Annotated in this window: 15 protein-coding genes, 1 rRNA gene and 2 pseudogenes; 16 read left to right on the top strand and 2 right to left on the bottom strand. The window is 62.9% G+C overall.

Annotated elements, in window-relative coordinates:
• Positions 1-6: 6 nt before the first annotated feature.
• The 12 genes and pseudogenes from rrf (at position 7) to IPF85_RS17690 (ending at position 13,504) form a co-directional block, all read left to right on the top strand.
• Positions 7-123 (top strand): 5S ribosomal RNA (rrf, locus tag IPF85_RS17745).
• 108 nt (positions 124-231) lie between these two features.
• The gene (locus tag IPF85_RS17740) at positions 232-1,608 is read left to right on the top strand and encodes a hemolysin family protein (RefSeq protein ID WP_343409392.1); all 1,377 of its coding nucleotides are present in this window, start codon (positions 232-234) and stop codon (positions 1,606-1,608) included.
• 152 nt (positions 1,609-1,760) lie between these two features.
• Positions 1,761-2,159, top strand: a complete 399-nt coding sequence (gene cdd, locus IPF85_RS17735; RefSeq protein ID WP_343409391.1) for a cytidine deaminase — start codon at positions 1,761-1,763, stop codon at positions 2,157-2,159.
• A gap of 4 nt (positions 2,160-2,163) precedes the next feature.
• Positions 2,164-2,985, top strand: coding sequence for a DNA repair protein RecO (gene recO / locus IPF85_RS17730; protein WP_343409390.1), 822 nt, complete (start codon positions 2,164-2,166; stop codon positions 2,983-2,985).
• Between the two features lie 111 nt (positions 2,986-3,096).
• Positions 3,097-3,777, top strand: coding sequence for a transposase (locus tag IPF85_RS17725; RefSeq protein WP_343409389.1), 681 nt, complete (start codon positions 3,097-3,099; stop codon positions 3,775-3,777).
• Positions 3,778-3,919: 142 nt separating this feature from the next.
• Positions 3,920-6,067, top strand: coding sequence for a hypothetical protein (locus IPF85_RS17720; RefSeq protein WP_343409388.1), 2,148 nt, complete (start codon positions 3,920-3,922; stop codon positions 6,065-6,067).
• A gap of 301 nt (positions 6,068-6,368) precedes the next feature.
• Positions 6,369-7,568 (top strand): annotated as a pseudogene (gene ccrA / locus IPF85_RS17715) (crotonyl-CoA carboxylase/reductase); the annotation flags it as partial.
• A gap of 27 nt (positions 7,569-7,595) precedes the next feature.
• On the top strand, positions 7,596-8,153 hold the full coding sequence (locus tag IPF85_RS17710; RefSeq protein WP_343409421.1) for a CBS domain-containing protein: 558 nt from the start codon (positions 7,596-7,598) through the stop codon (positions 8,151-8,153).
• 26 nt (positions 8,154-8,179) lie between these two features.
• On the top strand, positions 8,180-9,340 hold the full coding sequence (locus IPF85_RS17705) for an acyl-CoA dehydrogenase family protein (protein WP_343409387.1): 1,161 nt from the start codon (positions 8,180-8,182) through the stop codon (positions 9,338-9,340).
• A gap of 11 nt (positions 9,341-9,351) precedes the next feature.
• Entirely contained in the window at positions 9,352-10,806 is a 1,455-nt protein-coding gene (locus IPF85_RS17700) for a phosphoenolpyruvate kinase (protein WP_343409386.1), read from the top strand.
• A gap of 484 nt (positions 10,807-11,290) precedes the next feature.
• Positions 11,291-11,707 carry a DUF2283 domain-containing protein gene (locus IPF85_RS17695; RefSeq protein WP_343409385.1) on the top strand — a complete coding sequence of 139 codons (417 nt, stop codon included), beginning with the start codon at positions 11,291-11,293 and terminating at the stop codon, positions 11,705-11,707.
• Positions 11,708-11,805: 98 nt separating this feature from the next.
• Positions 11,806-13,504, top strand: a pseudogene (locus IPF85_RS17690) (methylmalonyl-CoA mutase family protein).
• A gap of 43 nt (positions 13,505-13,547) precedes the next feature.
• Here the strand turns inward: IPF85_RS17690 and IPF85_RS17685 are convergent.
• Both IPF85_RS17685 and IPF85_RS17680 read right to left on the bottom strand, forming a co-directional pair.
• Positions 13,548-14,531, bottom strand: coding sequence for a type I phosphomannose isomerase catalytic subunit (locus IPF85_RS17685; RefSeq protein ID WP_343409384.1), 984 nt, complete (start codon positions 14,529-14,531; stop codon positions 13,548-13,550).
• Between the two features lie 238 nt (positions 14,532-14,769).
• Complete coding sequence (locus tag IPF85_RS17680; protein WP_343409383.1) at positions 14,770-15,717, bottom strand: ribonuclease Z; 948 nt, start codon at positions 15,715-15,717, stop codon at positions 14,770-14,772.
• A 216-nt stretch (positions 15,718-15,933) separates the two neighbouring features.
• Between IPF85_RS17680 and IPF85_RS17675 the strand changes: the two genes are divergently transcribed.
• The 4 genes from IPF85_RS17675 (at position 15,934) to IPF85_RS17660 (ending at position 24,337) form a co-directional block, all read left to right on the top strand.
• Positions 15,934-18,423, top strand: a complete 2,490-nt coding sequence (locus IPF85_RS17675) for a tetratricopeptide repeat protein (RefSeq protein ID WP_343409382.1) — start codon at positions 15,934-15,936, stop codon at positions 18,421-18,423.
• 253 nt (positions 18,424-18,676) lie between these two features.
• Positions 18,677-20,353: a hypothetical protein gene (locus IPF85_RS17670; protein ID WP_343409381.1), complete on the top strand. Its 1,677-nt coding sequence runs from the start codon at positions 18,677-18,679 to the stop codon at positions 20,351-20,353.
• A complete protein-coding gene (locus IPF85_RS17665) occupies positions 20,307-21,377 on the top strand; it encodes a hypothetical protein (RefSeq protein WP_343409380.1) in 1,071 nt (356 codons plus the stop codon). The genes IPF85_RS17670 and IPF85_RS17665 overlap by 47 nt, the downstream gene beginning before the upstream one ends.
• Positions 21,356-24,337: an RHS repeat-associated core domain-containing protein gene (locus IPF85_RS17660; protein WP_343409379.1), complete on the top strand. Its 2,982-nt coding sequence runs from the start codon at positions 21,356-21,358 to the stop codon at positions 24,335-24,337. The genes IPF85_RS17665 and IPF85_RS17660 overlap by 22 nt, the downstream gene beginning before the upstream one ends.
• Positions 24,338-24,371: the final 34 nt, after the last annotated feature.

Genomic DNA, 24,371 nt, shown 5'->3' with positions numbered 1-24,371 from the left:
GGTTTTGTTGGTGGCTAGAGCGGAGGGGGTACACCCAGTCCCATCTCGAACCTGGCAGTTAAGCCCTTCAGCGCCGATGGTAGTCCTCGGGTGACTGAGTGCAAGAGTAGGCCGCTGCCAACAAAACCTGATTTCATCTCAAAAAGAGCCATCATCGGCTCTTTTCTTATTTACCTGCATTTTTGCCCGCATTTTGCTTGCGTGTGAATTTGCAGAAGGAGTTTCTCTATCTTGGACCTTGAAGCTGCGATAGCTTGGGGCGTCTTAGCCCTGGCCATTGTGGTGACCGTTTTTGCCGCCGCGGCCGAGATGGCACTCGCCTCCCTCAGCCGCGGCCGTTTACGACTCATGAGCGAGCAGGGCCTCTCCCCTGCCCGCCGCGTGATGGAATTGCTCGAGGCCCCCGGCCGTTTCTTGACGACCCTCCTGCAACTCAAAGTGCTTGCCCTCATTGCTGCAGCTACCGCGGTAACCTACGGGGTTTTGACCTATCAGCTCGGCCTCGGCGCCCTGCTGCTACTGCAGACGCTGCTGCTGATTGCCATGGTGTTGATCCAAACGGTCGCACGCGCCCTGGTTGTGCGCAGCCCGGAACCGGTAGCTCTCTTCCTGGCGCCCCTTGTGAGCTTCTTCACCGCCCTCCTGGCGCCCTTGACCTGGCTGTACCTGCGTGTAGCCGGACGTCTGCGCACGCACGATGAGAATGACAGAGCCACCGAAGAGAGCATCTTCCTGAGCGAAGACGGTTTGCGTTTCCTGCTCAACGTCAGCGAGGAAGAAAGCCAGATCGAAGAAAGCGAAAAAGAAATGATCGGCTCCATCCTGGAGCTTGACAAGACCCTGGTGCGCGAGGTGATGGTGCCGCGCATTGATTTGGTGACGCTGGACGATCAGACCCCACTGTCACAAGTGCTCGACGTGGTGCTCGAAGCCGGTCATTCACGCATTCCCGTCTACCATGAGACTGTGGACAATATCGTGGGCATCTTGTATGCCAAGGACCTGTTGCGCGTCTTTCGCGAACAGCAGCGCACGGTGGATGCAGGCGCGGCGGCGCAAACCAACATTGACCTGCGCATCCTCATGCGTCAACCCTATTTTGTGCCCGACTCTAAGCCAGTGAGTGAACTGCTGCGCGAGCTACAAAAGCGCAAAGTGCATATCGTGGTCGTGGTGGATGAGTACGGCGGTACGGCCGGCGTTGTCACCATCGAGGACCTGCTGGAAGAAATCGTGGGTGACATTCAGGATGAGTACGATGAGGAAGAGCCAGAAATCATCCGGGTCAGCGAGCGCGAGTACCTGTTGAGCGCACGCGCCAGCCTGGACGAGGTCAACGACGCGCTCGGCATCGAGCTACCGAGCGAGGGCGGCGACACGCTCGGCGGCTACATCTATAGCCGGTTGGGCCGCGTCCCCATGCAGGGCGAAGAAGTACCCTTCGACGGGGGCATCCTCAAGGTGCTGTCGGTGGACGGCAACAGCATTGATCGCGTGCAGGCGTTGATTACCCCACCGCCTGCCGCCACCCCAGAGGCTGAAGCAACCCCCGAGGGAAGTATGCCGACCGTCAAAGGCGCCATCCTCTCCTCCCTCTTCTTCTTCTAGCGCCACTGTGCTATACTGCAAGCGGCAATAGACTTCACTTTTCCGCCTAAGGGGTCAGGCGCAATTCGTGCCTGCTTGCAGTATACAATAGCCGGCACAGCGTCTGCCAGCACAAGATCAAAACCTGGGGGAAAGCCATGGCCGAGCACGCGATGATACTGGAGCAACCGGAGAAACTCGTGGAACAGGCGCGCGCGGCGCGTCTGCGCGCCTACGCGCCCTATTCGCGCTATCTCGTGGGCGCGGCCGTGCTGACCGCCGCGGGAGATGTGTTCACCGGCTGCAATATCGAAAATGCCTCCTATGGCCTGACTATCTGCGCCGAACGCGTGGCCATCGCGAGCGCCATTGCCGCGGGGCAGCGCGACTTTGTCATGTTGGCCCTTGTCACCGCCAACGGTGGCTCTCCCTGCGGCGCCTGCCGGCAGGTGATGGTCGAATTTGCCCCTGACATGCCGGTCATCATTGCTGATGAGCAGGGAATCCGCCAGACTCTGCCCGCGCACGCCTTGATCCCCGGCTTTTTTGGCCCAGAACACCTGACTCCGTGACGCTATGAACGCTTCGACGCACACACCAGCAATCACTACCGACGCCACCACCAGCCGCCGCGCCCGCGTCTACCGCACGGAGGCGGTGGTGCTGCGTCGCCAGGATCACGGTGAGACCGATCGTCTCTTGACGGTCTTCACGCCCATGCACGGCAAACGGGTGCTGCGGGCCAAAGGTGTGCGCAAGCCCACCAGCCGCAAGACTGGTCACCTCGAACTGTTTGCACACAGCCTGCTCCTGGTCGCCAAAGGTCACACCTGGGACCTCATCACCCAAGCCGAGCTGATCCACCCCTTCCCGCAAATCCATGAGGACATGCTGCGCGCCAACTACGCCTACTACGTGGCCGAACTGGTGGATCGCTTCACCACCGAGCATGATGAGAACCGGCCCCTCTTCGACCTGCTCGTCGCGACCCTCCAGCGTCTCGATTCCATGCCCAAACTCGACGTCACGCTGCGTTTCTTCGAGCTGCGCCTGCTCAACCTGGTCGGCTACCAGCCCCAGCTCTATCATTGCGTCAACTGCAGCGACGAATTGCAGCCGGTAACAAACTTCTGGAACCATGTTGGGGGCGGGGTTTTGTGCCCACGCTGCGGCGAGGCCCTGGCCGGCAGCGAGGAATTACCTCTGGCCGTCTTCAAGCTCCTGCGCTTCGTGCAGCGCTCCGATTTCGACACCGTGCTGGCCCTGGCGCCCAGCGAAGCGCTCATGATCCAGACCGAACTGCTGCTGCAACGTTACCTCATGGCCCTGCTGGAGCGCAACCTCAAATCCGTAGATTTCCTGCGCCGCATGCGCTATCAAGCGACACAGCCTTTGTAGACGTTTTCTTTGTTGAAGCACACGGGGGGCGACTGCAAGGGTGCGCCCCTACAAACATCGGTCATCGGTAGGGGCGTGGCCTTGCGCCCGCCCTGTTAGTTGAAAAGAAACATGTCATACAATCCCGAAAAACACCATCGCCAGTCCATCCGGTTGCCAGGTTACGATTACAGCCAATCCGGTGCATATTTCGTCACCATCTGCACGCAGGGGCGCGAATGTGTCCTGGAGGATCCGATCGTGTCAGCGATCATCATTGACGTTTGGTATGCGCTGCCGAGATGGTTTCCGAGCATTGATTTGGATGAATTCGTCATCATGCCAAACCACACCCATTTCATCGTATGGATTCTGCCTGTCGGTACAAATGCTGGCGTAGGGACGGAACGGACAGAGGCAATCCCCGCAACCCTGCCAGACGTAGGGGCAACCCTCGCGGTGGCCCCAAAAGCCAACAAACGGACCTGGATCATTCCCGAACCCACCGCGGTGAACCTGACGCCGACGTTGGGCGACGTGGTTGGATCGTTCAAATCGCTGGTGTTCAAGGTATACCTGGATTGGATCGGGGCCAACGACCCGACCCGTCGGGCCAAATTCTGGCAGCGCAGTTATTACGAACACATCATTCGCAGCGAGGCCCAATTGCACGCGATCCGGCGTTACATCCGAGAGAACCCATTGAAGTGGGCGTTGGACCCAGATAACTCGCAGAATCTGCCTAAACGTCCGTTTCCGGCCAATGTAGAGGCATACCTGGAAGATGTGGAACGGTACGAGAAATATCGGTAGAGACAGGTCTTGCACCTGCCCTCGATGTCGCCACCCGCGACCGGGGAGACCGCGACCGCGACGGGGGCGACCGCAAGGGTACGCCCCTACCCACGACGCGGGGCGACCGCAAGGGTACGCTACCCACAACGGAGGCTCAACCATGCATCACCGTCTGAAGCTCAGACTGCTCGCCTCCCTGCCGCTGATCGTACTGCTGCTTTTGCCGATCGCACACTTTGGCGCGGCCAGCGCGAGGCCCGCTCAGCCGCCCATCGTGCTTGATCCCCTGGGCCAACTTGGCGGCAGCAGCAGCGCGGCGCTGGCGGTGATCGGCTCACGCGCCTACCTCGGCAGCGGTCCGCGCCTGCTGATCCTGGACGTGAGCCAACCTGCGGCGCCGGTTGTCCTGGGACGCAGCCCGCTGCTGAGCGACATCGTGCAAGGGGTCAGCGTGGCCGGCAGCCTGGCCTACGTGGTCAGCGGCGCCGGCGGTTTGACCCTGCTGGATGTGGGCAACCCGGCCGCGCCCAGCGTGCGTGGTCACCTGGCGACGGCCGGCTTTGCCAAAGGAGTCAGCGCGGCCAATGGCCTGGTGGCTGTGGCCGACTACGGCCGCGGTCTGACGCTCATTGATGCCAGCAATCCCGCTGCGCCCACCTTGCTGGCGCAGTTGCGCACCCCCGGCACCCCGCACGCCGTGCAGATTGTCGGCAGCCTGGCCTACCTGGCCGATGATTTCAATGGCCTGGTCATCGTGGACATCAGCAACCCCGCGCTGCCCACCGTGCGCAGCACCTTGCGTTCGGCCGGTGTGGCCGTTGGCGTGACAGTGGTGGGCGGCCTGGCCTACCTCGCCTACCAGGGCGAGGGCCTGCGCATCGTGGATGTGAGCAACCCCGCCGCGCCGCGCCGCCTGGGGCAGTTCGACACGCCAGGTCTGACCTCGGCGGTCAGCGTGGTGGGCAATTTGGCCTTCGTGGCCGACGGCGACGCGCTGCAGATCGTGGATGTGGGCAACCCGGCTGCGCCGACGCTCTTCGCCACGTTCCGGGAACTGGCCGTCAATGTGCAGGCGCTCAACGGCCTGGCCTTCATTGCGGACCGTGAAAGCCTGCTGCTGGTCAATGTCAGCCAGCCGGCCGCGCCGACCCTGGTGGGGTTTTACGACCCGCCCGGCGCGGCGCTCGATGTGGCGCTGGCTGGCAACCTGGCCTTCATCGCCGCAGCCAATGACGGCTTGCAGGTGCTTGATGTGAGCGACCCCGGCCAGCCGCAGCACCTGGCATCCCTCGATGTGATCGGCGCGGCGTTTGGGGTGGATGTGGTGGGCAATCTGGCCTTTGTCGCCCTGGGCGAGCGCGGCCTGCGCCTGGTGGATGTCACCAACCCCCTTGCGCCCTTCGTCCGCGGCCTGCTCGACACGCCCGGTCAGGCGCGCCGCGTCGCGGTCAGCGGTTCGCTGGCGGCCGTGGCCGATGCCTGGGGCGGCCTGGTGATCGTGGATGTGAGCAACCCCGCGGCGCCGATCGTACGCAGCACCCTGGCGACCGAGTTTCCAGCCAATGACGTCGCGCTGATGGGCAACCTGGCCGCGGTGGCGGCCGGCAAACGCCTCTTGCTGGTGGACCTGACCAACCCGGCTGCGCCCCTGGTGCGCAGCACCACCACCGTTTCTGGCTGGGCCGCCGCGGTGGCCGTGGTAGGCAGCCTGGTCTACGTGGCCGATGTGGAGGATGGCCTGCTGATCTACGACAGCAGTCATCCGGCCGCGCCGATTTTGCGCAGCGCCTTCTACACCCCCGGCGCTACCGGCATCAGCGTGCTGGATCAACTGGCCGTCATCAGTAACCACGCGCGGGGGCTGACCGTCCTCGATGTCAGCGATCCGGCCGCGCCGCAGTGGGTGGCTGCGGCGGAGACGGCCGGCCTGGCCCGGCGCGTGCGTCTGGCGGGCGACCTTCTATTTGTAGCCGATGACTTGGGCGGGCTGGTCACGCTGCGCTTACGCGATGGCCCGCTGCCCACCGATACCCCTACGCCGACCCGCACCCCCACTCCAACCGTGACGCCCACGCCAACCCCCACGTATTCCGCAACGCCCACGCGGACGCCAACCCACACCGCCACCCCGACAGCCACTTCGACGCCGACTCCCACACGCACGGCCACGCCAACTACGACGCTCACGCCCACCCCGACCCTCACTCCCAGCGCCACAGCGACGTGTACCCCGACGCCAAGCCCAACCCTGACCCCATCACCAACGCCAGTCACCTTCTATTTTCCCTGGATCGTGCAGACGCGCTGATTCTCTGCTATACGGCAAGCGGGAATAAACTTCACTTTTCCGCCTAAGGGGTCAGGCGCAATTCGTGCCCGCTTGCAGGATATGACGCACTGCGTTGTGAGATTTGACAATTGTGGGCATGATGACCTACACTATTTTATGAAAGATGTTGCTTTTGTGCCCCTCTACAACGCCAGCAGCCGGGAGGTGAAAGATGGATGTGTTGCCTGCAGGAGTAGCTATAAAATCGAGTGTCGCGATCAAGCCATCAAGTGCCGGTCATCGTTCGGAACCGCTGAAAGATCTGTACCATGTCGGTGAGATGCCGCCCATCGGGCATGTCCCGAAGCAGATGGTCGCCTGGTTGATTCGGCAAGAGCGCTTCGGCGAGCCAACTAAAGCCTTCCAGGTGGAAGTGCTTGACGTGCCGGAGCCGGCCGACGACGAAGTGTTGGTCTACGTCATGGCGGCCGGCGTCAATTACAACAATGTCTGGGCGGCCCTGGGCGTTCCGGTGGATGTCATCGGCGCGCGCCTGAAGGCCGGCGAAAAGGAGCCTTTTCACATCGGCGGCAGCGATGGCAGCGGCATCGTCTACAAGGTGGGCAAAGATGTCACCAACGTCAAGGTGGGCGATGAAGTGGTCATCCATTGCGGATCCTGGGATCGCAACGACCCGGTGGTCACGGCTGGCGGCGACCCGATGTTTGGCGCCAGTTTTCGCATTTGGGGCTACGAGACCAACTGGGGTAGCTTTGCCCAGTTCACCAAGGTGCAGGCGCATCAGTGCTTGCCCAAACCCAAGCATCTGACCTGGGAGGCTGCGGCCGCCTACATGTTGGTGGGCGCGACCGCCTATCGCATGTTACACGCCTGGCCGCCGCACAATGTGCAGATGGACGATGTCGTCCTGATCTGGGGCGGCGCCGGCGGCCTCGGCTCGCAGGCCATTCAGATCGTCAAAGCCGCGGGTGGCATTCCGATCGCCGTCATTTCTGACGAGAGCAAGGTGGACTTCTGCTTGAGCCTGGGCGCCAAAGGCTGCATCAACCGCAAGAACTTCAATCATTGGGGCATGCTGCCGCACTGGAAAGACACCGTCGGCTACAACACCTGGCTGAAGGGGGTGCGCACTTTTGGCAAGGCCATCTGGGACGTGCTCGGTGAGCGGCGTAGCCCGCGCATCGTCTTCGAGCATCCGGGGGAGACCACCGTCCCAACCTCGATGTTCGTGTGCGACACCGGCGGCATGGTGGTCATTTGCGCCGGCACCACCGGCTACAACGCGACGGTTGATCTGCGCTATCTCTGGATGCGCCAGAAGCGCATGCAAGGCTCGCACTTTGCCAACGACGAACAGGCCACGGGGATCAACGATCTGGTGATTGCGGGCAAGGTGGACCCCTGCCTGTCACAGACCTTTAGCTGGGGCGAACTGCCGCAAGCTCATCAGTTGATGTACGAAAATCGTCACCCTCACGGCAACATGTCTATCCTGGTGGGCGCTGTGAGCGCCGGGCTGCTCAACACGGCTGACCAGCGCGCCGCCATGCGCGGCCTGTATGAAATTACGCCTGAAGTGGCCGCGGAGGCTGAGAAGGCTGAGAAGGCTGAGATGGAACCAGAAGATATCTATGCTCGCCCGCGCCACGGCATTCCGGCCGGCGGCGAGTTTGTGGATCAGCGCCCCGCGGGCGAGGTCATGCATCAGGGCGTCATCACCTGCCTGGAGCGCACAACCGTGGATGAAGTGGCCCGCAGCATGGTCGAAAATCACATCCACGCCGTGGTCGTGGTGGACGCGCAGGGCTACGCCGTCGGCGTCGTCTCGCAGACCGACATGGTGATGGCGCGTCAGGGACGGGCGCCGGCCGATGTAGCACACCTGACGGCCGTTGACATCATGACGCCTGACCTCATCACCTGCACGCTGGCGGCGTCGGTTTCGGACGTGATCACCACCATGACCCGCCATCGCATTCACCGCCTGGTGGTGGTGCAAGAGGAGGGCGAACACCTGCGCCCGGTCGGCGTCATCTCGATGACCGACATCATCCGCCAAATGATGGGCTACGCCAATCCCGCGGCGCCTCGTGATCCAGCCTAGCCAGTCACATAACAGGGAGGTTTTCTATGTCCTTTCTAACTGAAGAGCACGAAGCGGTGCGTCAGACCGTCCGCAAGTTCACCGAGGAGAAGGTGATACCGATTGCCGACGAATACTACCGGGGCGCCCTGGAGATTCCGATGGGTCTCATCAAGCAGATGGCAAACCTGGGCTTCTTCGGCATGTCTTTCCCGGAGGAATGGGGCGGCGCCGGCATGGATGCCGTGAGTATGACGCTGGTCACCGAGGAGTTGAGCCGTGGTTGGCTGAGCGTGGGCAGCGTGCTCACGCGCAACCTGATCACCGGCACGCTGATCCTGGCGCACGGCACACAGGAGCAGAAAGAAAAATTCCTGCCCGGCATCGTCTCCGGCGAGATCTTGACCGCGGCCGCCTTTACCGAGCCAAATGCTGGTTCGGACACGGCTGGTATGCAGTTGCGCGCCGTGCGTGACGGCGACGAGTATGTGTTCAACGGCGCCAAGACCTGGTGTACGTTTGCCAACCGCGCGCACATCCTCACCGTGCTCGCGCGGACGCACCCGGATGCCTCGCTGCGCCACAAGGGCCTGAGCATCATCCTGGTGGAAAAAGACCCGGGCGATCATTTTCAGCCGCCGCAGTTGTCTGGCGAGCACATCCCAACCGTGGGCTATTACGGCATGCGCTCCTACAGCCTCGGCTTCGAAGATTTCCGGGTTCCGGTTGCCAACCTGATCGGCGGGGTCGAAAACAAGGGCTTCTATCAGTTGATGGCAACCTATGAGTGGGCGCGCATCCAGACGGCCGCCCGCGCCGTGGGCGTGGCCCAGGCTGCGTTCGACGCCGCGCTGAAATATGCGCAGGAGCGTCAGCAGTTCGGCCAGGCCATCAGTGAATTCCAGATCATCCGCCACAAGCTGGCCCACATGCGTACCCAGATCGAAGCCGGACGCCAGCTCACCTACTACGCCGCGCGCATGAAGGACATGGGTCAACGCTGTGACCTGGAAGCCGGCATGGCCAAGCTCTTCTGCGCGGAGATGGTGGAGCATGTGACCTCCGACGCGATGCAGATCTTTGGCGGCTACGGCTATTCGCTCGAATATCCGGCCCATCGCTTCTGGCGTGATGGCCGCGTGTTCAAGATCTTCGAAGGCACCAGCGAAATCCAGGCCGAAGTCATCGCCAAGCGCCTGTTGTCCTGAAAGGCTTTTTTATGAGCACAACTTCTCTTTCAACCTCAGACCTGGCGCCGGTGATCGAGCGCCTGGCGACCGCCAATCAGCAGTTTGCCTATCACTACCCCGGCGACGTCACGACCCGCCAGCCGGTGCATACCGTGTATGGCGGCGCACATCTCTTCAAGGGCGACACCGCACTCAAACTGGGCGGTATCGGCCTGCGTAACCTGGATGCCTACGCGCCGAATTTCGTGATCTTTGCCAGGGCGTTGGGGCTGCCGGGCGCCGCCACGCTGCCAGAGAGCAGCGCCGACATCGAACACCTGGCCGCCATCATCGAAAAGGACCCGCAGGCCGCCAGCTTCACGCACGAGCCGGCCTGGATGGCGCATACGGTCCACAAGCGCGTGCGCGCGAAGCTGCAAACCGAGCCGGTGGAAGATTACCGCGTGGACTTCGAGGATGGCTATGGCAACCGGCCGGACGAGGAGGAAGACATCCATGCCATGAGCGTGGGCAAGGAACTGGCCGCGGGCATGGCGGTCGGAACCCTGCCGCCGTTCATCGGTATTCGTGTCAAGCCGTTCACGCAGGAAAGCTACAAGCGCGGCGTGCGCACGCTCGATCTCGCCATCACGGCCCTGGCCGCGGCCAGCGGCGGTAAGGCGCCGGCCAACTTCGTCGTGACCCTGCCCAAAGTGACCATTCCAGAGCAGGTCTCTGCACTGGCTGACTTGCTGGACATGCTGGAGGCCAGGAACGGTATTGCGCCCGGCGCCATCGGCATGGACTTGATGATCGAAACGCCGCAGGCCATCATCAACCACCTGGGTGAAAACACAGTCAATCACCTGGTGCGCGCGGGCCGGGGACGCGTGCGCTACTGCGCGTATGGCACCTATGACTACACCGCGCTGTGCAACATCACCGCACACTACCAGACCCACACGCACCCCGCGTCCGATTTCGCCCGTCACGTGCTGCAGGTCAGCCTGGCCGGCACCGGGGTCAGCATCAGCGACGGCGCCACCACGGTCATGCCGATCGGCCCGCACCGCGCCACGAAAGATAAGCCGCTGACCCCGCAGCAGGAGGCCGAGAACCTGGCCGTTGTTCATGCCGCGTGGAAGCTGCACTATGACAACATCGGGCATTCCTTGCGCCACGCCTATTACCAGGGCTGGGACCTCAACCCGGCGCAGTTGCCTGTGCGCTACGCGGCCGTCTACACCTTCTTCCTGGAAAGCCTGGAAGATGCCAGCCGGCGCCTGAATCGCTTCGTGGACGCGGCCGCGCAGGCCACCCTTAGCGGCAACATGTTCGACGATGCCGCCACGGGCCAGGGTCTGCTCAACTTCTTCTTGCGCGGCATCGCCTGCGGCGCCATCACCGAGCAAGAAGCCACCGCCACCGGCATCACCCTGGAGGAGTTACACGGCCGCTCGTTCGTCAGGATCGTGCAGAATCGAGCGTACAAGAAGAACACCTGACCTCTGCGGAGAGCAGATGGGAATACCCGCTACGCTGTCTTGTTTGCTCTCCGTCTGCGTGAATTGACAAATGCCCACCACAGCACTACCATGTGTTTTGCTGTGGATACCGTGACTTCTGGGGGAAATGCCTCATCGGAGGAACGAAGTCGTTGAATTATGAAATGGACAGTTCAAGACCGCTTCGGGAATACTGTTTACTTCACTGAGGAACGATGGCGGCACATACTGGAATCTCGACCCGAATTGGAACCTTTGCTTGAGCAGTTTCTCGATACATTGCGCACCGGACGCCGCCAGCAAGATTCATGGGTTCCCAACGAGTATCGGTATTTCAAGCGATTCGATAATTTGTTACCGGAGAACAATCACTTGGTGGTTGTAGTCGTTTTCAGGACTCGCCTCGATGAGCAGGGTAACTATGTTCCCAACAACTTCGTGGTGACAGGGTGGGCGCAATATATCCACTCCAAGAGGTAAAAGCATGAATCAGTTAAGCCTTTACAAGACTCAGATTACGGCGACCGATGGCACACCGGTTCGTTTGATCTACGATCAAGAAGCCGATATGCTGGAGATCTTCTTTGCCGAAAACGAACCTGCCACCGGTATCGAATTGACCGATCACATCATTCTGCGTTTCAACAGGCAGACGCGACGAGCGGTTAGTCTTGTGCTGCTCCATTTTTCGATTCTTACAGAACATACGGAGTTCGGCCCGCGCAGCTATCCCGTGGACAAGCTGGATCAGATTCCCGAAGAGTGGAGAGAGAGCGTGGTACGGACTGTGACGTCCCCACCTGTCAATCAATTCTTGAAGTTCTCTCATTTCCAGGCGTCTCCTACGGTGCGAAGGCCCGTCACCTATGTGGAATTGCAACCATTGATGGCAGCCGCATGACTGGCTGCACTCCGACATGGGTGGTATGGGGATACCTGATCTGAACTCCAGGATGAATGTTGCCCCATGATCTGTTCCGCAGAACGGTGGAGTGTCTTATGCAGGAAGAAACTCAGCATATGCTCGCTGAAGGTTTGCAGCGTTGGGAAGCCGGTGATCTGGCTGAATCCATCCGGCGGGCGCCGGAGCGGCCGGAAACTCAGACCGTCCAGCGGCTCTTCACGCCGCTGGATGCCGGCCCGCAGCCGCCGCCGCAGGCTGACCAGGAATGGTACCTGGAGCGCCTCGGCTTTCCGGGTCAGTTCCCCTTTACGCGCGGGGTGCAGCCCACCATGTACCGCAGCCGCTTCTGGACTATGCGCCAGTACGCCGGCTATGGCACGGCCGCCGAAGCCAACGCGCGCTTCCAATACCTGCTGAGCCAGGGACAGACCGGTCTCAGTGTCGCGTTCGATCTGGCGACGCAGATCGGTTATGACAGCGATGACCCGCTTGCCGCAGGCGAGGTGGGCCAGGCCGGCGTTGCCATTGATTCGTTGGCCGACATGGAAGCCATGCTGGATGGCATCCCGCTGGACAAGGTCAGCATCAGCATGACCATCAACGCGCCGGCGAGCATTCTGCTGGCGATGGTGATTGCTGCGGGTGAGAAGCGCGGCGTGCCGGCCAACAGGCTCACCGGCACGATCCAGAACGACATTCTCAAGGAATATGTCGCCCGCGGCACCTACATCTTCCCGCCTGGCCCCAGCGTGCGCCTGGCCGCGGACACCATCGCCTACTGCGCCCGTCACGTGCCGCGCTGGAACGCGATCAGCGTCAGCGGTTATCACATTCGCGACGCCGGCAGCACAGCCAGCCAGGAAATGGCATTTGCCATCGCCAACGCCATGTCATACGCCGACGCGGTGCTGGCACGCGGCGTCAACATTGACGACTTTGCCGCGCGCATCTCCTGGATCTTCAACACCCAGAACAACTTCTTCGAGGAAGTGGCCAAGTACCGCGCCCTTGCGCCGTTTGTGGGCCACCATTCTACGCGATCAGTACGGCGCACAGAAACCGGCCAGCATGACGTTGCGCACCCATGTGCAAACCGGCGGCGCCACGTTGACCGCGCAGCAGCCGCTCAACAACATCGCCCGCGCCGGCTTCCAGGCCCTGGCCAGCGTCCTGGGCGGCATCCAGAGCCTGGCGCTGAGCTGCTACGACGAGGCGCTGGCGCTGCCCACCGAGGAGGCGCAAGCGGCCGCCCTGCGCACGCAGCAGATCATCGCGCATGAAAGCGGCGTCACGGAGGTGGTTGATCCCCTGGCTGGTTCATACTACGTGGAAGCGTTGACCGACCGGCTGGAGGCCGAGGCGCGGGCGCTGATCGAGAAAATCAAGGAGATGGGCGGCTCGATCCAGGCCATCGAAAGCGGCTGGATGCAGCAAGAGATCGCCGATAGCGCCTGGAAATACCAGCAGGCCGTGGAGAGCGGCCGCCAGGTCATCGTGGGCGTCAATGCCTTCCAGGCGCCGGGCGAGGAGCGCCCCGTCGGCATCTTCCGGCCCGACCCAGAGACCTACCGCGTGCAGCACACGCGCCTCGAACAGTTGCGATTGCAACGGGACAACGCCGCGGTGACCGCCGCCCTGGCCCGGCTGCGCAGCGTGGCCCAGGCACCCGGCGGCGCGGAGAGCAATCTGCTGCCGCCTATCCTGGATGCCGTGCGCGCCTACGCCACGCTGGGCGAAATCTGCGGTGTGCTGCGCCAGGAATGGGGCGAATACACCCCGCCGACCGTCATCTAAGAAGAGGCCGGGTTTCTCGCAGAAACCCGGCCTCTGTTTCGCCTCACGCCACGTAGGTGCGCAGCAGGGTGGCTGGTGCGCTGGCACGCACCGTGAACGCGCCGAGCGCCGCGGGCAGCAGGGTGAAGCGCACCGCGGCCAGCGCAAGGTCGGCGATGATCGCCTGACCCGCCAGTACACCCCAGATTTCCAGGCTTTCCCCATCGCAGACGCCGTCGAAGCTGGCGCCGGGCGCCATGATGACGCGCTCGGTAACGAAATAGCGATTACGGCACAATTCCCAGCGCTGCACGCCGTTGACATCTGCCAGCAACTGCGGTTGGCCCACTGCCGGCTCCACCTGCCCAAAATCAATCACATCCAGCGCCTTCTCTACGTGCAGGGGGCGCGGCTTGCCATCTGCGCCGACGCGATTCCAATCGTACACCCGGTAGGTCGCGTTGGAGTTTTGCTGAATCTCGGCGATGAGCAGTCCGCCCATGATCGCATGCAGCGTTCCGGCCGGTACACAGACATGATCCCCGGTCTTGACCGGCAGCACGTGCAGCAGCGGCTGCAAGCGGCCCTCATCCAGGGCCTGGCGGAATTTGGCGGCATTGGCGCCCGCCCTGACGCCCAGGATCAGGCGTGCCTGCGGTTCGGCGTGCAGGATGACCCACATCTCCGTCTTGCCCAGTTCATTGCCTTCATGGGCCAGCGCGTAGGCGTCATCCGGGTGAACCTGCACCGACAGCGGCGTTTGGGCATCGAGGAGTTTGACCAGGAGCGGAAATTTGCCGCGCGCCTGCGCCCAGACGCTGCGCCGGCCAATGAGGTCCAGCCCCAGGGCCTGCTGCACCGCGGTCAGCGGTTGGCCGGCCAACGGGCCGTTGTCTACGATCGTGGCGCCGTCCACGTGCCCGGCGATTTCCCAACTCTCGGCCACAGGGCCGGCCGGCGGGAGTTGACGTCCCAGCTTCGCCAGGTTGCGTCCGCCCCAAAGATAATCCTTCAGGACCGGGGTGAATGTCAGCGGGTAGAGGTTCATAGTGGTTTTCTTGTTGCGTGCTTGTGCTGGCGCGGGTGTGTGTTGACCCAGACGCCAGGAGCGGGTCAGGGCGATTTTCCGAACAGGCGCCTACTCGTGGTTGCTCTCAGAGTCTGTGAAAATATCTCCGGGGTGCGTAACACCCCTGCGATGGCATACCGCATGTGGTAGTTTTCGAACACCAAGCCACTACAGGTTGTGGTCATGATGCCACCTCCGAACTGCCGCCAGGATATTTTCACAGACTCTCGCCGCGCAGCAGTTCGACCGGTTTGCCCTTGACAATCCTGAAATGATCGAAATCGCTGGCCACGCTGGTGGCAGGGAAAATGGCTCGTGCCTCGTCGAGGATCTGCTGCGGGTGGTAACGCCGTGAGAGGTGGGTCAGGATCAGTTGTTTGACGTTGGCGGCCGCGGCCAGGTGCGCCGCGTCGGCCGCGGTCAGATGACCAAACTCGCGCGCCAGCGCCAACTCATCCTGGCAGTAGGTGGATTCGATCACCAGGGCATCGGCCTGGTCAGCAATCTCCGCCAGGCCTGTGGTCTCGCCGGTATCGTTGATGAAAACCAGCTTGACCCCTTTGACCACCGGGCCGAGCACGTCATCCGCGTGAATGACACGGCCATCGTCCAGCGTGATGCTCTGTCCATCCACCAGGTGACGCCGCACCGGGCCGGCCGGCACCCCAAGCGCCGTGGCCTGCTCAGCCAGAAAAGGACGCCGCGCCCGCTCTTCGAACACGAAACCGAAACAGTCCGGCCCGCGATGGCTGACCGGAAAGGCGCTGACCACGAAATCGCGTGTCGCCAGCACGGGGCCGTTTTCCAACGGATTGAGCGAAACGGCCATTGGCAACTTGGCCGCGCCAAAAACTACCCGCAAAAGGCCCTCGATGCGCTTCAACGCCGACCGTCCTCCGAAAATGTCGAGCCGGTCGAGCGTTTCCCATCGCCCCAGGGTGGACGCCAGCCCGCCCAGGCCCAGGATGTGATCGAGATGGCCGTGCGTAATCAAGATGCGATCCAGTCGTTTGAAGCCCAAACGGCTGCGCAAGAGCTGGCGCTGCGTGCCTTCGCCACAGTCAATCATGAACCGGTATTCGCCATGCATCACCACCGCGGACGATAATCCGCGCTGAACCGACGGCGCTGATGCCGACGTACCCAAAAATACCACCTCGAACATGTGCAACCTTTCTTTCAAGCAAATCGTTATCAGATTATACCACCGCGCCAGCGACGACACAAAGCCCCGCGATTGGTCAAGTTGCCTGACGAGCCGCTCTCTCACGCATGCTGTGGTAGAATAGCTCTATGATAAGGGATACACGGATTTTCACAGATGGACACGGATGATGAAAACGATCCGTGTCCAACAGGATAAGACCATGGATTTTCACAGATGAACACAGATTATCCTGCCTTTGCGCCTTTGCGTCTTGGCGGTCAGACATGCCGGCATCGGCGTCCAGCCCTTTACTGTCCGGGGCAATGGTTTCTTTTTTGCGCAGCCATTTCGATCTTGCTGGGGCTGTTGGCAGCGCCCGGTTTTGCTGCGACGATTCCGCTCGAATCGGCGCCCGCCGGCCTGACCGTGATGCCCACGCCCACCGGGACGCCAACGCCGCTGGCTCCGGCCGACTGGCTGCGGGAGGGTCTGCGCCAGCAGCACAACGGCAACCATGCCGCAGCCCGCGCCGCCTTCACGACCTTCCTCAGTCGCGCCCCACGTGATCCCCAGGCCGCAGATGCGCTTTTCCACCTGGGCGAGAGCTTTCAGGCGGATGGCCTGCACACCGAAGCCATCACCGCATTCGAGGACTTCCTGCGCCGTGCGCCCACCCATGCGCGCCGCGCGGATGCGCAGTTTCACCTGGGCCAGGCTCAGCAGGCGCTGGCGCAGTGGGAAGCGGCGCGCAGCGCCTATCAGGACTATCTGAAAAACGGTTCACCCTGGCTGGCGTACGATGTGTATCAACGCCTGGCCGAGATTGCGGCTGCGCAGGAGCAGCCGGGCGCGGTGACCGCGGCCTATCAAGCGGCAGTCAGCGCGGCGCCCAATCGCGTGCTGGCGTTACGTGTGCGCGAGCAGTGGGCCGCGTATGCAACGGGCCGCGCTGATTTTGCCGGCGCCCTGGCGCAACTCGAGGCGATTCTGACCGTTGCACAAAATGCACCCTACCAGGCGGAGATGCACGCCCTGGCCGGCGACGCCGCCTGGAGTCTGGGGCAGCGCGCGGCCGCGGAAAAGCACTGGCGCACGGCCATCGCCCTGGCGCCGAGCAGCAGCTATGCCTACCAGGCGCTCATTCGCCTGGTGGACAACGATCTGCCGGTGGACGCGTTCACCCGCGGGCAGGTGGATTACGAAAATGGCGCGTACCAGCCTGCCATCAACGCCCTGGAGACGTTCCTCGCCGGCCAGCCGGGTGAGCGCCGCGGCGCCGCCCTGGCTCTCAGCGCACGCAGCTACCAGGGCCTGGAAAACTACCCGGCCGCGCTGGCCACCTGGGATCGCTTGCTGAATTCATACCCGAACGATGCGGCCTGGGCGAGCGCGTGGCTGGGCAAGGCCGAGACGCAGCGCTTTGCCAACAACCGCAGCGGCGCCATCGCCACCCTGCGCACCTTCGTGCAGCGCTTTCCCAAGCACGCGCAGGCGCCGGATGTTCTGCTGGAACTGGCCCGCCAGTTGGAGCGCAGCGAAGATTACCGTTCGGCTGCATCCTACCAAGCCTTGTTGGCTGACTCTTTCCCGCAGCACAAGGCCGCCGCCAATGCCCTCCTGCGCGCCGGCATCAATCGTTATCGTCTCAACGAAGTCAGCGCCGCGCTGACCCTCTGGCAGCGCGGGCTGAAGGATTACCCGGCCGCGGCCGAGGCGCCGACCCTGCGCCTGTGGCTGGGCAAGGGATTGCTGGCGCAGCGCAAACGCAGTGAGGCGTTGACTGCCTGGCAAGCCGTTGTCAATCAGGCGCCGGAGAGCTACGCCGGGCAACGGGCGCGCACCCTGGCCCTGCAGGCCGGTCTGGCGTTGACGGTAGAAGCCCGGTTTCTCGGAGAAACCGGGCTTCTGAGCCAATCCGACGATGGCAGCCGGGCCTTTGCCGAGCGCTGGCTGCGCACCTGGGCAAAAACGGGCAGTGGGGTGACGGACCTGGCCCGCCTCGATCAGCGCATCGGTCGCGATCAGGATTGGCAGCGCGGACAGGCCTACCTGGCGCTGCGTCTGCGCGGGCCGGCGCTTGAGGCTCTGGAATTGGTGCGGACGCGTTATTGGAACGATCCCCTGTTGGTGTATCAACTGGCCCTTGCCTTCGAGGAACTGGGAACGTACCGCCTGAGTGTGATCAGCGCGGCGCGGGTGATCGCGCTGGCGCCCGGCAAGTCGGTCAGCGACACGCCGATCTTCATCCAGCGGCTGGCCTATCCGCAGCATTTCGCTGACCTGGTGGCTGAAGAGGCGACGCGCTTTGCCGTTGACCCGCTGTTGGTTTATGCCATGATTCGCCAGGAAAGCCTGTTCGAGCCAGGCGCGGAAAGCTCCGCCGCGGCGCGTGGCCTCATGCAGGTCATTCCAAGCACCGGCCGCTGGATTGCCGGCGAGTTGGGGATGCTCGATTTTCAGGAGAGCGATCTCTACCGCCCTTGGATCAGCGTGAAGTTTGGCGTCTTCTACACGATGCGCGGCTTACGCGCGGCCAATGGCAATGTGGCGACTGCGCTCACCGGCTATAACGCGGGGCCGGGAAATGCCAAGTTCTGGCGCGACCGCAGCGGCCCGGATGAGGACCTCTTCTACGAAACCATCTCTATTGCCGAGCCGCGCGCATACCTGAGCCTGATCACCGCGCATCTGGCTCATTACACGCGGCTTTACGGTTCTCGGTAGCAGAGATTTTTTCACACAGGGACACCAAGACACAAAGGAGTATTCTCTGGCGCCCAAATTTTGCCTCTTGACAGAGCGCCGCGCGTGCTATGCTGTGACCAGCCACAAGTCTGCCCCCCGCCTTCCGAGTCGCCTCCCGCCTTCGGAAGTCCCTGGCGAGAGTTCTCTCTCCCGCCCGCGACCTCCTTCAGCAGTCAGGAAAATGTCCCTGACCCCATCCGTTTCGATTGCTGCACGAAAGGAGTCCGTTGTCATGTTACGCTGGTGTTCTACTTTCTCTCTCCTCTCTTCTCGACATTCTGCTCGCGGCCGGCTCGCGCCGCGCCTGTCGTCGTTGGTTCATCTGTTGGTAGTATTCAGCCTGCTCTTTTCCACGGCGGCTGCTGCTACCCCCCCCCAGATAAATACCGCTACTAAACTCATGTCCCCTGATCCCAATTTCGATCTCATTTCCGATCCCGATGCGACGCCCGCGCCTGCGCCGGTGCAGTTGACGCTGGCCGCGGCGCCGCAGCAGATCGAGCCGGCCGGGGTGGTGACTTACACGGTGGTCATCACCAACACCCTGGCCGACCGCGCCCTGAGCGGACTGGTGGTGAGCGACACCCTGCCGCTGGAGCTGGCCTATTGGCCGGCCGGGGAGGGGAATTTCAGCTACCTGGAGGTCGAACGCCGGCTGGAATGGGTCATTGGTCAACTGGCCGCGGGGGCAACGCTGACCGGCACGTTCCAGGCGCAGGCGCTGGCGGAGGTCAGCGGCCAGGTCATCACCAACACCGCGGCCCTGGTGGGCGAGGAGGTGGGCGCGGGGGTGCAGGCCAGCGCGGCGATCACGATCACCGCAGCGCCCTGCCTGGGCGAGGACTGTGCGCCGACGCCCACGGCCACGCTGCCGCCGCCCTGCCTGGGGTTCGATTGCACGCCAACGCCGACGACCACACCGACGGCTGAGGCGCCGCCCTGCCAGGATGATGAGGGGTGTACGCCGACGCCGACGGCCACGGAAGATCCGCCAACGGCCACCTGGACGCCGACGGCCACGCCGTCGCCCTGCCAGGATGATGAGGAGTGTACGCCGACGCCGACGCCCACCGCGACGCCGGGGCCGGGGCTGGATGAGGTGTGGCTGACGCCCGGCGAAGGCGGAGTACTGCTCAGCGCGGATGGACGGGTGCAGGTGGAGGTGCGGCCGGGCGCAGTGCGCGCGCCGACCTTGCTGCGCTACACGCCGCATGAGAGCGATCCCGATCAGCCGTCGAACCTTGATTTCCTGTTCGAGTTGAGCGCCACGGAGATCTCGGGGCTGCCGGTCACGCAGTTCCCTGTGGGGTTGACGCTGCGCTATCGCGATCCGGCGGCCGGCGATGAGCAAACGCCCTGGCCCCCGGGCGCCTCACTGTTCTACCAGGATGCGGCCGATGGGCGCTGGGTGGTCTTGCCGACGAGCGTGGATCAGGAGCAGAGGGCGCTGACCACCACCCTGACGCACTTCACGCTGTTTGCGCAAGGCAACACCATTGTGCCGGAACCGGCGCCGGGGATCAACGGGGTGCAGTCGCAGTTGTACAACGGGGCCTGGACCGTGAGCTACCCGATCGCAGCGCCGCCGGGGCCGGGTGGACTGACGCCTGGGCTGAGCCTGGACTACAGCAGCCGCAGCCTGGCCGGCGACGGACATCATCAACTGGCCGGGTGGGGCTGGGACATCGGCGGGTTGAGCTACATCCTGCACGACTTGACTCCAGACGGCATGGGAAAGTACCACCTGACCCTGAACGGCGTGACCCATGAATTGGAGAAACACGGCGAGATTTTCTACAGCGTGCAGGACCCCTTCCTGAAGATTCGCCGGCCCACCGCTTCCAACCCTGACTATCCGGTCGATGGAATATTTCGACCCCAGTACGCCGACGCCCTTCAGCACGATTGATCTGCCCCAAACGCCAGGGGAGTACAACCGGGACAACCTGGTGTGGGAGGTGACGACCGAGGGCGGCATTACCTATCACTTCGAGCCGGCGCTGTATGTGCGCGATTGCAGCAATGGAGACTGGACGCCTTCGGAGCAGCGGGTGGTGCATCGTTTCACGAAATGGGTGTTGACCGAGGTGCGCGACACCACGCCGACCGTCCCCAATCGCCTGACCTTCAACTATGACTATGAAGGCACACGGCAAGCGGGGTCCCAGCCAGCAGTCTGCTCGAACCACGACTACACGGCCGATGAGCTCATCCAGGTGCGCGCGGCGCGGGTGAAGGAGATCAGCTATGGGCCAAACGGCATCTTCAAGCTGAAGCTATTCTATCTGAACCGGGAGGATCGGGCCGAGCACTTCGACGAGACCGGTTACCAGGTTTTCTGGACACGGAAATACCTGCAGCGGGTGGAGGTAATGGCCAACAATACGCTGCTGCACAAGGCCGTGCTGGGCATGACTGCATTCACCAACCCGGCGGCGCCGTCGCAGAGCCGGCTGTACTTGAGTACGATCACGCGCTATGGGACCGGCAGCAATGCGCTGCCGCCAACCAGCTACACCTACGGCAGCGGCACGACGGATGGGCACATGGTGACGGTGAACAACGGTTACCAGGGGCGGGTGGAGATTACGTACGGCGGTTCGAGCGGCGGAATGGTGGTGCAGCAGGAGCGGTGGCGCGGGGGCGGGAGCGATCCCGACATCGTGACGAGCTACTGGTACACGACGACCTGGGACGAAGAGGCGGGGGGCTTTGCCGAAGCGGAAATGACGCTGGTGGGGAGCGGTGCCTTGATCGGCAGCGGTCAGCCGGACACGCGGCTGAAGCAGTGGTTCCACACCACGACCAATCAACACCGCTGGAAGGGCAGGTTGTACAAGACAGAGACGCGCGGGTTCGGGCGGCACCAACTTTGCTGGCGCGCAGCGACCAGACATGGAATGAGACCAGCGTGGGCACGCCAGGCGGGATGACCTTCGTTTATCTGCAAGACAAGACCGAATACGTAGTGGACCCGAACGGAACGAACCCGCCGCTGCGTTACACCAAGAGCGTCAACACCTACGATGCGGCGTATGGCAATCTGCTGTTGACCCGGCTGACCAGCGAGGCTGCGCCAACGACGCCTTACCGAACGATCAAGCGGGTCTATTACCCGCGTAATGACGGCACGACCTACATCGTCAATCGGGTGGCGGAGGAGAAGCTGTTCGCGGGGAGCGAAAGCGGGACATGTCAAGGGCAGACGCGCACCATCTACGACGACTACAGCGGCTATGCGGCGTACAACCAGGCGCCGAGGAATGGGCAATTGAAGGAGGTGTGGCAGGCGGGACAGGGGGGCGCGGCGTGTGACGCGAACTGGGTGCGGTTGGTGGCCTACGACTATGACCCATGGGGCAACCGTCGGAGCGAGACGGCGGCCAATGGCAGCGTGGTCACGACGGCCTTCGACAACACGTTTCATGCCTATGCGATGAGCGTGACGGTGCAGCCGGACAGTCAGTTGGGCGGCGCGACGCTGACGACGACTTACACGCGCTACGGCATGAATGCGACGGCGGGGGGCAGCGGGTTGGTGGGACAGGTGCAGAGCGAGACCGACGCCAACGGGGCGGTCACGCTCTACACGTACGATGCGTTTGGCCGGCTGACGGAGGTGCGCAGGCCGGGGGCGGGGTTCGGCAATCCGGCGACGGAGCAGATCGTCTACACGACTGACCAGGGGTTGTATGTGCAGCGGCATTTGCTGCGCGATGACGGCAACGGCGACGCCAGTGCGAGTGCGACCTACCTGGAGGAGCGCACGTTCTACGATGGGTTGGGGCGTGTGCGGCAGGTGCAGAAGGAGTACAGCAGCAGCCAGTGGAGCCTGGTGAGCCAGCGTTACGATGGGCTGGGCAGCCTGGCTGCGGCCTCGGCGCCGTACACGAGTACGGTGAGCGGAGTGACGTACCGGGCGGTGAACTGGAGTGGGCTGGCCGCGACGCAGTCAACGTCCGATCGGTTGGGGCGCATCAACCAAGTGACGCAGCCGGATGGCAGCAAGACCTGTACGTTCTACCAGAATCGGCAGACCGCGGTGATTCGTGAGCAGAGCACGATCCAGGGCAACGATATCACCTACAGGTACTTGCAGGCGCTTGCGGAGACCGATGCGTGGGGGCGGCTGCTGAGCGTCAAGGAGTACCTGGGGCAGGTGGGCAGCGGCACGGCCACGTGTCCGACGCCAGCCTGGAATGCGAATGCGAACGGCGTGACGACCTATGCTTACGACATCGCCGATCGGCTGGTGCAGATGACCGGGCCGGATGGGGCGGTGACCACGATCACGTATGATCTGTTGGGGCGCAAGATGAGCATGAACGATCCGGACATGGGCGCGTGGAGCTACACGTACGACATGGCCGGGAACCTGCTGACGCAGACCGATGCGCGGAATGTCACGATAGGGTTTGGCTACGATGGGCTGAACCGGCTGACGCAGAAATGGCAGAGCGGCAGCAGCAGCGGGATGGTGTTGGCCGATTACAGCTATGATGCGTCCGATGGGGCCACGCAGTTCGGCAAGGGTCGGCGCACCGGGATGAGGGCGTATGTGGGCGGCGAGGTCAACAACAGCGCGAGTTGGACATACGACAAGCGCGGGCGGGTGACGGCGGAAACGCACACGATTGATGGGGATGCGTACACCGTCGGTTACACCTATGATTCGGCGGACCGGGTGCTGCGGGTAGTTTACCCGACCCAGAGTGCGGAGACGGTCAACGTGGCGTACACAGCGCAGGGGCTGCCGGGGCGGATGTACAGCAGTGTGGATTATGTGCGCAGTGGGAATGCGGTGTATGATGAGGCCGGGAGGCTGACGCAGTTGAAGCTGGGCAAGCAGAGCAACAACAACAATCCGGTGGTGCAGATGGCGTTCACCTACCATCCCTGGACAGCGAGCGGCGGACTGGGGCGCCTGCAGCAGGTGAAGGCAGGAACGTCGGCGAATGCCAGCAGTTTGCAGGACTTGACGTATGGCTACGATACGGCCGGCAATGTGCGCTGGATCGTGGATGCGCGCAACAACGGTCAGCGGCAGTGCTTCAGCTACGACGGGTTGGATCGGCTGCTGAGCGGCTTCACGGGTGATGCGATTTGCGCGGGCTACGACGATGGGACCGGGAGCTGGGTGTACGATGAGAGCTACAGCTACAACAATGCGGGGAACCTGATCAGCAAGACGGGGCAGGGGACGTACGGCTACGGGGTGGCGCAGGCAAGCACCTGCCCGGAGGGGGCGTTGGTGAAGAGGCATGCGGTGGTGAGCACAAGCAACGGCAGCAGTTACTGTTACGATCAGAACGGCAACATGCGGCGGCGCACGATCGGGGGGAACACCTACACGCTGACGTATGATGACGAGAATCGCCTGGTCAGCATCAGTGGGGCGGCGACGGCGAGCTTCGTGTACGATGCGGACGGCAACCGGGTGAAGAGCGTGATGAACGGGGAGACGGTCACCGCTATCGGCAATCTGTACGAGAAGAAGGTGGTTGGCGGCGCAACGACGCACACGAAATACTACTATTTCAACGGTCAGCGGGTGGCCGTGCGCGTGGCGGGGGTGTTGTCCTGGCTGTTGCGCGATCACCTGGGCAGCACGACGGTGACGGCCAATGGCGCCAGCGGTGAGCGCACGGCGGAGTTGTGGTACAAGCCGTGGGGTGAGAATCGAGGGACGCCCTACCAGACGACGCCGACGACCTACCGGTTCACGGGTCAACGCGAGGATGCGAGCATTGGGTTGTATTTCTACAACGCGAGATACTACGACCCGGCGCTGGGGCGGTTCACTCAGGCGGATACGCTGATCCCCAATGCAGGAAATCCGCAGAATCTGAACCGTTACAGCTATGTCGGCAACCCGACCCACCGTTTTCGTTGATCCATCAGGCTATGCGGCCTGTGCGGCCGGCGAC

The organism is Candidatus Amarolinea dominans, assembly GCF_016704685.1.
In the GTDB taxonomy this organism is placed as follows: domain Bacteria; phylum Chloroflexota; class Anaerolineae; order SSC4; family Amarolineaceae; genus Amarolinea; species Amarolinea dominans.
Note: the sequence above shows the minus strand (reverse complement) of the source record. Positions and strands in the feature narration are given on the sequence as shown.